Here is a 12,072-nt window from a genome sequence, read left to right on the forward strand (position 1 = left end):
GTAAACGGGGCGATACTCACAATCACCAGAGGGTGTTTTGCGACGTGTTTTTCGTCGGCGTCCTCCGCGCTTGCGATGGCGGACGAACGCCCGAAGCGCACTCAGATCCGCTCAGCGGCGGGCAATTTCCTCCGTTCGGGACCTGCGCGGCGGGCGCTGCCCAAATGAACCGATGCCGAGATTTCCCAACCAGGACAGGGAAATCTCGGCATCGGCCGGATCGTGGGTCTGCGGTCAACCCGCGTGGAGCGTGGCCGGCTTCCAGCTCGGGCGACTCGACTCGAAGGCGGCGATGTCGTCATCGTGGCTCAGGGTGATGCCGATGTCGTCGAGTCCCTCGAGCAACCGCCACCGCGTGTAGTCGTCGATGTCGAAGGAGTCCTCGATCGCGTCGTGCCCCTCGCCCGCGCGCACGGTGCGAGCCTCCAGGTCAACGGTGACCGTGGCACCCGGCTCCGCCTCGAGGTGCTCCCACAGTCGCAGCACGACCTTGTCGTCGACGCGCGCCGTGAGGAGCCCGGCCTTGCCGGAGTTGCCCCGGAAGATGTCGCCGAAGCGCGGCGAGATCACGACCCTGAACCCGTAGTTCTGCAGCGCCCAGACGGCGTGCTCGCGCGACGACCCGGTGCCGAAGTTGGGGCCGGCCACGAGCACCGTGCCCGCGTCGTACGCCGGCCGGTTCAGCACGAACGACGGATCGTTGCGCCACGCGGCGAAGAGCCCGTCCTCGAAGCCGGTCCGCGTGACGCGCTTGAGGTACTCGGCCGGAATGATCTGGTCGGTGTCGACGTCGCTGCGGCGCAGCGGCACCCCGACGCCGGTGTGGGTCGTGAACTTCTCCATGACGCTCTCCCTCTCGTCGGATCGGATCAGCGGGCCGCGACGGGCCGCAGGTCGGCGGGCGAGGACAGCGTGCCGCGCACGGCCGTCGCGGCAGCGACCGGCACCGACACCAGGTGGGTGCGTCCGCCCTTGCCCTGCCGGCCCTCGAAGTTGCGGTTGGACGTCGAGGCGCTGCGCTCGCCGGGCGACAGCGTGTCGGGGTTCATGCCCAGGCACATCGAGCAGCCGGCACCGCGCCACTCGGCCCCTGCCTCCTTGAAGACCAGGTCGAGGCCCTCGGCCTCGGCCTCGAGACGCACGCGCGCGGATCCCGGTACGACGAGCATCCGGGTGCCGTCGGCGACCTTGTGGCCCTTGATGACCTCGGCCGCCAGGCGCAGGTCCTCGAGGCGGCCGTTGGTGCACGAGCCCACGAACACGGTGTCGACGTGGACGTCGCGCAGGGGCGTGCCGGCGTCGAGGGCCATGTAGCGAAGGGCGTTCTCGGCCGCGACCCGGTCGATCTCCTCGTCGAAGTCGCCAGGCGCCGGGATCGTGCCGCCGAGGGGTGCGCCCTGACCCGGGTTGGTGCCCCAGGTGACCCACGGCGTGACGTCGGCCGCGTCGATCGCGATCTCCTTGTCGAACACGGCATCGTCGTCGGTGGCCAGGCTCCTCCAGTGCTCGAGCGCGGCGTCCCACTCGGCTCCCTTCGGGGCCTCCGGGCGATCCTCGAGGTAGGCGAACGTCGTCTCGTCCGGCGCGATCATGCCGGCCTTCGCGCCCCACTCGATGCTCATGTTGCAGACGGTCATCCGCCCCTCCATCGAGAGTGCGCGGATCGCGTCGCCGCGGTACTCGACGATGTAGCCCTGGCCGCCGCCGGTGCCGGTCTGCGTGATCAGGTAGAGGATCAGGTCCTTCGCGGTGACGCCCTCGGGCAGGTCGCCGTCGACGGTGACCGACATCGTCCTGGGGCGGGCCTGCGGCAGCGTCTGCGTCGCGAGCACGTGCTCGACCTCCGAGGTCCCGATGCCGAAGGCGATCGCGCCGAAGGCTCCGTGGGTCGCCGTGTGGGAGTCGCCGCAGACGATCGTCATGCCGGGCTGGGTGAGGCCCAGCTGCGGTCCGACGACGTGCACGATGCCCTGCTCGACGTCGCCCAGCGGGTGCAGGCGGACGCCGAACTCCTCGCAGTTGGTGCGCAGCGTCTCGACCTGGGTGCGCGAGACCGGGTCGGCGATGGGCTTGTCCCAGTCGACGGTCGGGACGTTGTGGTCCTCGGTCGCGAGGGTGAGGTCGGGGCGGCGTACGGGGCGCCCGGCGAGCCGGAGGCCGTCGAAGGCCTGGGGCGAGGTCACCTCGTGGATGAGGTGGAGGTCGATGAAGAGGAGATCCGGCTCCCCGTCGACCGAGCGGACGACATGCTCGTCCCACACCTTCTCCGCCAGGGTCTTGCCCATGACTTCGCTCCCCTTCGTCTCGGCTCGCCGTCGACACCGCTGTCGACGCCCACGGATTTCCCGTGTCCGCGCACCCTACCGCTTGCATCCCATGATCTGAGACGGCAGTATTGCCATATGGACAACTCCAGTGGCGTCGGCGTCCTCGACAAGGCCGCCCTCGTGCTCACCGCACTCGAGTCCGGGCCGGCGACGCTCGCCGGCCTCGTCGCCGGCACCGGCCTGGCCCGGCCGACCGCGCACCGGCTGGCGGTCGCCCTGGAGCACCATCGACTCGTCGCGCGCGACATGCAGGGCCGGTTCGTGCTCGGCCCCCGGCTCGCCGAGCTGTCGGCGGCCGCGGGCGAGGACCGGCTGCTCGCCACTGCGGGGCCGGTGCTCGCGCGGCTGCGCGACATCACCGGAGAGTCCGCCCAACTGTGGCGCCGCCAGGGCGACCACCGAGTCTGCGTCGCTGCCGCCGAACGGCCCAGCGGCCTGCGCGACACGATCCCGGTCGGTTCGCAGCTGACGATGCGTGCCGGCTCCGCCGCCCAGGTCCTGCTCGCGTGGGAGGACCCCGAGCGGATGCACCGGGGGCTGCAGAACTCCGCGTTCTCGGCGGCCGCGCTCTCCGGCGTACGCCGCCGCGGCTGGGCGCAGTCGGTCGGCGAGCGCGAGCAGGGGGTCGCGTCGGTCTCCGCACCCGTGCGCTCCCCCGGCGGCAAGATCATCGCCGCCGTCTCGGTGTCCGGGCCGTTCGAGCGGCTCTCCCGACAGCCGGGCCGGATGCACGCCCCCGCCGTCATCGCCGCCGCCGAGCGACTCTCGGAGTCCCTGCGTCGCGCGGCGGCCGAGTGATCGTTGGGCACTCGTGCCCCTCGACACCCTCTGGTACGCCGCGTACGGCTCCAACCTGGACGCCGAGCGCTTCCGCTGCTACCTCCTCGGCGGCTGCCCACCGGGCGCCGCACGCACCTATCCGGGCGCGCGGGAGCCGACGGACGCCCTCGACGACCGACCGTTCCGGATGCCCGGACAGGTGCGCTTCGCCTGGCGGTCGCCGACGTGGGGCGGCGGGGTCGCGTTCCACGACCCCGATGCCGACGCCGAGACGCTCGCTCGTGCGTACCTCGTGACGGCCGACCAGTTCGCCGACGTGCTCGAGCAGGAGATGGGGCGCGAGCCCGGAGTCGACCACGACCTCGACGAGGTGCTCTTCGGTGGTCGCCACGCCGTCGGCCCCGGTCACTACGAGACCGTGCACCTCGCCGGCGAGCTCGACGGCCGGCCGGTGCTGACCTTCAGCACCTCCGACGTCGAGCCGCTGGGGCTGCGCGCCCCGGCGCCGGCCTACGTCGCCACCATGGCCCGCGGCCTGCGACACACGCACGACCTCGACGACGGTGCGCTCGCCGACTACCTGCTCGAGTGCCCCGGCGCGACGCCGGCCTGGAGCCGCGACGAGCTGCTGGAGCTGCTGGCGGCCTGAGACTCGGACCCGCTTGCCCCCGGACGAACCGGCGGTGGGAGAGGCACCGTTTCTGCGCCTCGGAACCGAGCCGGAGCCACCGCCGCCTTGGCCAGCCGAGCGGATCGTTTCGCGATCCGCTCAGAACAACGCATCCTGCTCGAGCTCGAGGAGCAGCTGCTTGCGGTCGAGGCCGCCGGCGTATCCGGTGAGCGTGCCGTTGGCGCCGATGACGCGGTGGCACGGGATCACGATCGGGATCGGGTTGCGGCCGTTGGCCAGGCCGACCGCCCGCGACGCCGCGTTGGTCATGCCGAGGCGGTGCGCGATCTCGCCGTACGACGCGGTCTCGCCCCAGCCGACGCCGAGGAGCTGCGCCCACACCCGCTGCTGGAAGTCGCTGCCCTGCGGCGCGAGCGGGAGGTCGAACTCCTTGAGGTCGCGGTCGAAGTAGGCCCGGAGCTGGCGGGCGGCCTCGACGAGCAGTGGGTGGTCGTCCTCCTGGTCGCCGCGCGGCCGACCGTCGGCGTCGCGGAAGGGCGAGAACTCGATCGCGGTGATCGCGCCGCCCTGCTCGACGAGCCGCAGCGGTCCGATCGGGGACTCCATCACGGTCCACATGTCAGTGCTCCTTCGGGGTGGTGAGTGTCTGCCAGAGGTAGAGCTGGGCGTAGGAGCGCCAGGGGCTCCACGCCTCGGCGAGCGCGGCGGCCTCGGCCGGGTTCCGGCCCAGGCCGCGCAGTGCGTCGCGGATGCCGATGTCGGTCGGCAGGAACACGTCGGGATGGCCGAGCGCGCGCAGCGCGACGTAGTCGGCCGTCCACGGTCCGATGCCGGGGATCGCCAGCAGTGCCTGGCGAACGTGGTCGCGATCGGGTCCCCGGTCGAGGGCGATCGACTCGTCGGCGAGCGCCGCGCACAGCGCGATCAACGCACGGCCGCGGGAGCGCGGCATCGCCAGGTCCTCGGCGTCGAGCGCGGCGAGCGTCGCGGCGTCGGGGAAGAGGTGCGTGAGCCCGTCGACCGGCCGGGCGAGCGGCCGGCCGTGCTCGGCGACCAGCCGGGCGGCGACCGTGCGCGCCCCGGCGACGCTCACCTGCTGGCCGAGGACGGCGCGCACCGCGATCTCGTGGCCGTCGACGTGCCCGGGCACGCGCAGCCCGGGCCAGGTCCGCACCAGCGGCCCGACGAGCGGATCGCCGGCGAACGCGTCCGCGACCGCCACCGGATCGCAGTCGGCATCGAGCAGCCGACGCACGCGCTCGGTCGCGGCGCTCATGTCGCGCAGGTCCTCCAGCGTGAACGTCGCCGTCACGAACGCCGTGCGGTTGGGCTCCGGCTCGTCGGGGATCTCCATGCGCACGGTGCCGGAGCCGTGCGGCAGCGACAGCGTCCTGGCGTACCAACCCTCCCCCGCCGCCTCGACTCCCGGCACCGCGCGGATCGCGAGGAACCGGAGCAGCGCGCTGCCGGCGTACGGCGTGCGCACCGCGAGCCGCATCGTGACCGTGCCGGTCGCGGGTCGGCCGCCGCGTCGGCCGCGGAGGTCGGTCGGCGAGGACGCGTAGACCTCGCGGATCGTCTCGTTGAACTGGCGGACGCTGGAGAACCCGGCGGCGAACGCGATGTCGGCGTAGGTCAGGTCGGTGGTCTCGATCAGCACGCGCGCGGTCTGCGCGCGGCGGGCCCGCGCGAGCGCCAGAGGACCGGCGCCGAGCTCGGCGGAGAGGATCCGGCCGAGGTGCCGCGCGGTGTAGCCGACCCGGTCGGCGAGGCCGTCGACGCCCTCGCGGTCGACCACCCCATCGGCGATGAGCCGCATCGCCCGCCCCGCGGCGGTGGCCGCGACGTCCCAGTCGGGGCTGCCGGGGGTGGCGTCGGGAAGGCATCGCTTGCAGGCGCGGTAGCCCGCCGCCTGCGCCGAGGCGGCGCTCGGGTGGAACGAGACGTGGTGGAACGCCGGCGTGCGGGCCGGGCACGATGGTCGGCAGTAGATGCCCGTCGTGCGGACGGCGGTGTAGAAGACGCCGTCGAAGCGGCGGTCCCGCGACTTCACCGCCCGGTAGCAGGACTCGGGATCGAGCCGCATCTCGGGAGTCGGGTTCATGCCTCATATCCTCCCCGACGCGGCCGGTGGTTACTGGCGGAAATCGGACACCGCCGTCACGCCTCGGAACCATACCCGTGGCGGGCAGGGCGTAGGCTCCGCGCACAGCGTGGATCTCGGGACTGGGAGGGAGGATCCGCCGTGGCCAAGGCGACCCGTCGGCAGCGACGCACGGTGCTGGTCGTCATCGTCGTCGCCGAGCTGGTGATCGCCCTGCTCACCGGTGCCGGAGTCGTCTTCGCCTACAACCACGTCGACCGGAAGATCGACGTCGGGGGCTCGATCGAGCACCGGAGCGTGCGCCAGGAGCCGAAGCTGCCGACGGGCGCGTTCAACATGCTCGTCCTCGGCACGGACACCCGCGACTGCGACGGCTGCGGGATCGACACCGAGGGCGGACTCGGCGGCTCGGACATGACGATCCTGCTGCACGTGGCCGACGGGCGGCGCACGGCGTACGGCATCTCGATCCCGCGCGACACGCTCGTCGACCGGCCCGAGTGCCGCGTCGACGGTCGCACGATCCCGGCCGCGGCCGACCGGATGTGGAACGAGGCGTTCGCCCTCGGCGGCGCGCCGTGCGCGGCCCTCCAGGTCGAGGCCGTCACCGGCGTCTACGTCGACGACTACATGGTCATCGACTTCGGCGGCTTCAAGGACATGGTCGACGCCGTCGGCGGCGTCGAGGTCTGCATCCCGGCCGACATCGACGACACCGAGCACAACATCCATCTCGAGGCCGGCACCCGGAAGCTCTACGGCGAGGACTCGCTCGCGTACGTGCGCCAGCGGACGTCCACCCCCAACGCCGACCTGGGCCGAATGAAGCGCCAGCAGGCCTTCATCGCCTCGATGCTCAACCGGGTGATGTCCGCCGACACGCTGACCCGGCCCGACAAGCTGTTCCGGTTCGCCAGCGCCCTGGCCGGCTCGATCCAGACGAACCCCGAGATCGCCAGTGTCGGCGAGCTCGTCGACCTGGCGTCGTCGCTGCGCAAGGCCGACCTCGACAAGATCCGGTTCGTCACGGCGCCCACGGCCGACTTCCCGATCGACAGTCCGAACTGGGGCCGCCTGCAGCTCCTCCCCGAGGCCGACCAGCTGTGGCAGAAGGTCGTGGACGATGAGCCGCTCGGCTCGCTCGGTCGCGGCGCGATCAGCGGACGCAACCCGAGCGGGTCGAAGGAGAACGCCGCCGCCAACGGCCTGTGCGCCGCCGGCTGAGACCGCGCGGGAGAATGCCGGGGTGACTACCACCATACTGCGCGGCGGACGCGTCGCGGACCCGGCCGCCGGCACCGAGGCCGTGGCCGACGTCGTGATCAGGGACGGATCCGTCCTCGCGGTGTCGCGTGAGCCGGTCCCGGCCACGGACGCGACCGTCGTCGACGTGAGCGGCCTCGTGGTCGGCCCGGGGTTCGTCGACCTCCACAGTCACGTCCACTCGATCGCGGGGCAGCGCCTCCAGGCGTTCGACGGCGTGACGACCAACCTCGACCTCGAGGCCGGCCTGATGCCGCTCGAGCGGGCGTACGCCGAGGCGGCCGCCGCGGGAAGGGTGCTCAACTACGGCTTCTCCGCGTCGTGGACCGACGCGCGGGGGCAGGTGCTCGCGGGTCTCGGGCCGACCGCGCGGTTCGACGCCTCGGCGGGCCTGCTCGGCAACCTCGACTGGCAGCGCACGTCCTCGCCCGCCGAGCTGACCGCCTGGCTGGGCCTGCTGGAGCGCGAGCTCGCCGACGGGGCGCTCGGCATCGGCGTCCTCATGGGCTACGCGCCGCGCTCGGACCCGGCCGAGTACCTGGCCGTCGCCCGGCTCGCGGCGACCGCGGGCGCACCGACCTTCACGCACGTCCGCGAGCTCGTCGAAGCCGACCCCACCACACCGGTCGACGGCTCGAGCGAGGTCGCCGTCGCCGCCGCGGAGACCGGCGCCGCCATGCATCACTGCCACGTCAACAGCACCTCGCGCCGCCACGTCGACCGGGTGCTCCGCACCCTCGAGCAGGCGCGCAGCGCCGGGTCGCGGGTCACGGTCGAGGCCTACCCCTACTCCATGGGCAGCACGAGCGTGGGCGCCTTCTTCCTCGCCCCCGAGCGGCTGCCGGCCTGGGGGCTGACGCCGTCCAGCGTCGTGATGCTCGGCACCGGCGAGCGCGTCGCCGACGTACGCCGGCTGGCCGAGCTCCGCGAGCTCGACCCGGGCGCGACGTGCGTCATCGAGTTCCTCGACGAGCGCGACGAGGCCGACCGCGCGCTGCTGCGCCGCGCGCTGGCCTTCCCGGACGCGATCGTCGCGAGCGACGCCATGCCGCTGGAGTGGCCCGACCACCGCCACGACACCCGCGAGTGGCCGCTGCCGCCGGGCGCGTCGACCCATCCGCGGACCGCGGGCACGTTCGCGCGCAGCCTCCGGCTGATGGTGGTCGAGCACGGCGTCTGGACCTGGCCGGAGGCCTTCCGCCGCTGCTCCTACCTGCCCGCGCGCGTGCTCGACGAGGTCGCGCCGTCGATGCGTACGAAGGGCCTGCTCTCACCGGGCGCGGACGCCGACCTGGTCGTCCTCGACCCGGAGACGCTCACCGACCATGCGACCGTCACCGACCCGGTCCGCCCCTCCGGCGGCGTCCGGCACCTGGTCGTCGGCGGCACCTTCGTGATCCGCGACGGGGTGCTCGACGCCGACGCCTATCCGGGTCGCCCGGTGCGGGGCGTGCCCGCCTGACCGACCTGGCTCACCGCAGCGTGAGGCGCACGTGCCTGTTGACGTCCTTGTAGAGCAGGTAGCGGAAGGGACCGGGCCCGCCGGCGTAGCAGGCCTGCGGGCAGAAGGCGCGCAGCCACATGAAGTCTCCGGCCTCGACCTCGACCCAGTCCCGGTTGAGCAGGTAGACCGCCTTGCCCTCGAGCACATAGAGGCCGTGCTCCATGACGTGCGTCTCGGGGAACGGGATCGAGCCGCCGGGCTCGAAGCTCACGACGTTGACGTGCATGTCGTGACGCAGGTCCGCGACGTCGACGAACCGTGTCGTCGACCAGGCGCCGTGGGTCCCGGGCATGTCGACCGGCGCGACGTCCTGCTCCCGCGTCACGAACGACTCGGGGACCTCGAGTCCGTCGGCTCGCTCGTAGGCCTTGCGGATCCAGTGGAAGCAGAGCACGTCAGGCCCCTGGTTGCGGAGGGCCCAGGCGGCCCCGGCGGCCAGGTAGGCGTAGCTGCCGGGACCGAGCGGGTGCTCGGCGCCCTCGATGTCGAGCGCGCCGGTGCCGGCGACGACGAAGAGGACCGCCTCCGCGTCCGGGTCCGTCGCGGGGTCGTGTGACCCCCCGCCGCCCGGCGCGACCTCGACGACGTACTGGCTGAAGGTCTCGGCGAAGCCCGACAGCGGTCGGGCGAGCACCCACAGGCGCGTCCCGTCCCAGCCGGGGAGGTAGGACGTGGTGATGTCGCTGAGCGTGCGGCCGGGGATGACGGCGTACGCCTCCGTGAACGTGGCCCGGTCGGTGGTCAGCGCCGTCTGCGGGGGAAGCCCGCCGCGGGGGACGTGGTAGGTCATGACGTGCCTCTCCTCAGCAGCTGTCCACGCGGCGACTCGCCGACGGGCTCGCCTCGCAGCCAGGTCTCGCGGACCACGCCCGCCAGTCGGCGCCCGGCGTACGCCGAGACCGGGTTGCGGTGATGCAGCCTCGCGGGCTCGACCGTGAACTCCTCGGCGGGTGCGAACCGCACCAGGTCGGCGTCGGCGCCGACCGCGATCCGACCCTTCCGCCGCAGCCCGACGCGGTCGGCGGGTGCCGTGGCCATCCACCGGACGACGTCGGACAGTGGCAGCCCTCGTGCCCGCGCCTCGGTCCACACGACGGGCAGTCCCAGCTGGATCGAGGCGATGCCGCCCCACGCGTGGGCGAAGTCGCCGTCGCCTCGACGCTTCAGGTCGGGCGTGCAGGGCGAGTGGTCGGAGACGACGAGGTCGATCTCGCGCGCGGCCAGGGCGGTCCAGAGGGCTTCCCGGTTGGCGGCCTCGCGGATGGGCGGACAGCACTTGAGCTCGGTCGCGCCGTCCTCGATGTCCTCGGCGTCGAAGGTCAGGTAGTGCGGGCAGGTCTCGACGCTCACGTCCACGCCCGCCGCCCGCGCCTCCCGCAGCACGGGCAGTGCCTCCGCGGCGCTGAGGTGCACGATGTGAGCGCGTCCACCGGTGGCCTCGGCCCGAGCGACGACCTGCGCAATCGCGGACCGCTCGGCGGCCTGCGGCCGGGAGGCGAGGAACCCGGCGTACCGCCGGCCGTCGAGGGCCGCGGGCTGCAGCTCGCCGGCGTCCTCGGCGTGCACGACCAGCAACGCTCCGAGCCTGGCCGTCTCGCGCATCGCGCGACCGAACTCGTCGGGGTCGAGGTGGCCGAACTCGTCGACGCCGGAGTCGAGCAGGAAGCACTTGAAGCCGAGGACCCCGGCGTCGTGCAGCTGCGCCAGGTCGGGGAGGTTGCCCGGGACCGCGCCGCCCCAGAACCCGACGTCGACGGCGACCTGACCCTGCGCCGCACGCTGCTTCGCGCGGAGGTGGTCGAGCGTCGTCGTCGGCGGGACCGAGTTCAGCGGCATGTCGACGATCGTCGTCACCCCGCCCGCCGCCGCCGCGCGCGTCGCGGACGCGAATCCCTCCCACGCGGTCCGTCCCGGCTCGTTGACGTGGACGTGGGTGTCGACGAGGCCCGGCAGGAGCACCTCGTCGTCCGCCAGGTCGACCGTGCGCCCGGCGGCGGGCGGCGCGTCGTACGCCGTGATGCTGACGATCCGCCCGGCGGCGACGCCGACGGCGGCGCCGACCTCGGCGTCGCCGATGATCGCGCGCCGGGCGCGCACCACCAGCTCCGGCCTCACAGGGCCGCCTCGAGCCGCAGCAGCGCGATCTGTCGGAGGTTGTCGACCGTCTCCGCGCGCTCGGCCGCGTCGCCGTTCCCGAGGCGACGGTCGAGCTCGGCCAGGATCTCCTCGCCGCTCCGGCCGGCAGCCCGGATCAGGAAGACCCTGTCGAACCGCGCCTCGTACGCCGCGTTGCCGTCCCGCAGCCGCGCCGCCGTGTCTCGGCTCGCCGGATCGACTCCCGCCTGCTCGCGCCGCGACTGCGCGCCGCCGCGCTCGCCGATCCGGGGGTGTGCCGACAGCGCCTGATCGAGCTCGTCGTCGCTGAGCTCGGCGGCGGCGCGGTCCGCAGCGTCGAGCAGTGCCTCCCGGCTCGGGTAGGGCTGTCCCGCCAGCACGTCGTCCGCCCATCGGGGGACGGACAGACACCCGAGCAGCGTCTCCCGACCGACCTCGACCGCCGGCATCAGCAGAACCCCGGGACGGCGAGCCAGGCATCACCTGCGGGCGGCGCACCGTCCCGGGTCACCTCGGCCTCGATCAGTCCGTAGGGACGGTCCGTCGCGACGAAGACCTCGCCGTCGTTCGTCAGCCCGTCGACCCGGAACCCGCTGAAGTCCACGAGGTGATGGTGCCGGTTCGGCGCGGAGAGCCGGACCTCGGCGAGCTCGGGCTGGGCCTCGAGCAGCGCGTCGCCCATCGCGAAGAGCGTCTCCTGCAGCGCCCGGGAGTAGGTGCCGGCGAAGGCGCCCAGCAGCGTCGCCACTGCGGCGTCGTACGACGCGTTCCAGTCGACGTCGGTGCGGCTGTCGGCGCCGGTGTGGCGCCACGTCGCCACCAGTGACGTGGCGAGGATGCGGTCGTCCGTCTCGGGCAGGGTCGTGAACTCGTCGGTCAGGAACCCCTTGAACTCCGAGTCCGTGGAGTTGAGGAGCACGAGGTCCTTGACCCCGGACAGGACGTGCCTCCGCCCGCGGCCACTGGTCACCACGGCCGTGCGCACCCCGCCGCCCCGGCGCACGAAGGAGTGGTCGCCGATGCGGTCCCAGGCGTACTCCTCGACGCTGACCTGCGCCGAGGTCGCGGCCGGACACGCCTCCAGCAGGCGCTGCCCGAGGGCGATCGCATAGCTCTCGATGGAGTCGACGCCGTGCAGCTTCGCGTAGGCGAAGGCGGTGTTCTTCTGGGTGTCGGTGGGCAGGACCTGGGCCTGGTCGCCCCTGATGTGCGCGTCCGCGAAGTCGCCGCGCAGCGAGGTCGAGACGTTGAGGTCCCGGATGTCGTGGCGGTCGGAGTCGCGGACGATCCGCACGACACGGGTCTCCGCCTTGCCGTACTGGTTGCGTCCCAGCCTGTGTGCCATCGA

General features: G+C 73.0%; 12 protein-coding genes. 4 read left to right on the plus strand and 8 right to left on the minus strand.

Going from position 1 to position 12,072, the window contains the following annotated elements; all coding sequences use genetic code 11:
* Positions 1-234: 234 nt before the first annotated feature.
* A complete protein-coding gene (leuD, locus tag PZ894_RS04700; protein ID WP_275742924.1) occupies positions 235-843 on the minus strand; it encodes a 3-isopropylmalate dehydratase small subunit in 609 nt (202 codons plus the stop codon).
* A 26-nt stretch (positions 844-869) separates the two neighbouring features.
* Positions 870-2,285, minus strand: a complete 1,416-nt coding sequence (gene leuC, locus PZ894_RS04705) for a 3-isopropylmalate dehydratase large subunit (protein WP_275742925.1) — start codon at positions 2,283-2,285, stop codon at positions 870-872.
* 117 nt (positions 2,286-2,402) lie between these two features.
* On the opposite strand from leuC, the gene PZ894_RS04710 reads away from it, so the two are divergent.
* Complete coding sequence (locus PZ894_RS04710) at positions 2,403-3,125, plus strand: IclR family transcriptional regulator (protein ID WP_275742926.1); 723 nt, start codon at positions 2,403-2,405, stop codon at positions 3,123-3,125.
* Positions 3,126-3,138: 13 nt separating this feature from the next.
* Positions 3,139-3,756 carry a histone deacetylase gene (locus PZ894_RS04715; RefSeq protein WP_275742927.1) on the plus strand — a complete coding sequence of 206 codons (618 nt, stop codon included), beginning with the start codon at positions 3,139-3,141 and terminating at the stop codon, positions 3,754-3,756.
* Between the two features lie 120 nt (positions 3,757-3,876).
* Here the strand turns inward: PZ894_RS04715 and PZ894_RS04720 are convergent, their stop codons facing one another.
* Entirely contained in the window at positions 3,877-4,356 is a 480-nt protein-coding gene (locus PZ894_RS04720) for a methylated-DNA--[protein]-cysteine S-methyltransferase (RefSeq protein ID WP_275742928.1), read from the minus strand.
* Between the two features lies 1 nt (position 4,357).
* The gene (locus PZ894_RS04725; RefSeq protein WP_275742929.1) at positions 4,358-5,842 is read right to left on the minus strand and encodes an AlkA N-terminal domain-containing protein; all 1,485 of its coding nucleotides are present in this window, start codon (positions 5,840-5,842) and stop codon (positions 4,358-4,360) included.
* Between the two features lie 141 nt (positions 5,843-5,983).
* Between PZ894_RS04725 and PZ894_RS04730 the strand changes: the two genes are divergently transcribed.
* Both PZ894_RS04730 and PZ894_RS04735 read left to right on the plus strand, forming a co-directional pair.
* Positions 5,984-7,066 (plus strand): LCP family protein, encoded by a 1,083-nt coding sequence (locus PZ894_RS04730; protein WP_275742930.1) that lies wholly within the window; start codon positions 5,984-5,986, stop codon positions 7,064-7,066.
* A 22-nt stretch (positions 7,067-7,088) separates the two neighbouring features.
* Positions 7,089-8,567, plus strand: coding sequence for an amidohydrolase family protein (locus PZ894_RS04735; protein WP_275742931.1), 1,479 nt, complete (start codon positions 7,089-7,091; stop codon positions 8,565-8,567).
* Between the two features lie 10 nt (positions 8,568-8,577).
* On the opposite strand, the gene PZ894_RS04740 is transcribed toward PZ894_RS04735, so the two are convergent.
* The 4 genes from PZ894_RS04740 to pucL are packed head-to-tail and all read right to left on the minus strand — an operon-like array spanning position 8,578 to position 12,069.
* Positions 8,578-9,399 carry a bifunctional allantoicase/(S)-ureidoglycine aminohydrolase gene (locus tag PZ894_RS04740; RefSeq protein ID WP_275742932.1) on the minus strand — a complete coding sequence of 274 codons (822 nt, stop codon included), beginning with the start codon at positions 9,397-9,399 and terminating at the stop codon, positions 8,578-8,580.
* Entirely contained in the window at positions 9,396-10,724 is a 1,329-nt protein-coding gene (allB, locus tag PZ894_RS04745) for an allantoinase AllB (protein ID WP_275742933.1), read from the minus strand. Before allB ends, PZ894_RS04740 begins: the two co-directional genes overlap by 4 nt.
* Entirely contained in the window at positions 10,721-11,173 is a 453-nt protein-coding gene (gene uraD / locus PZ894_RS04750) for a 2-oxo-4-hydroxy-4-carboxy-5-ureidoimidazoline decarboxylase (protein WP_275742934.1), read from the minus strand. The genes allB and uraD overlap by 4 nt, the downstream gene beginning before the upstream one ends.
* Entirely contained in the window at positions 11,173-12,069 is an 897-nt protein-coding gene (gene pucL / locus PZ894_RS04755) for a factor-independent urate hydroxylase (RefSeq protein WP_275742935.1), read from the minus strand. The genes uraD and pucL overlap by 1 nt, the downstream gene beginning before the upstream one ends.
* Between the last annotated feature and the right edge of the window lie 3 nt (positions 12,070-12,072).

This window comes from Nocardioides sp. YIM 152315 (assembly GCF_029210375.1).
In the GTDB taxonomy this organism is placed as follows: domain Bacteria; phylum Actinomycetota; class Actinomycetes; order Propionibacteriales; family Nocardioidaceae; genus Nocardioides.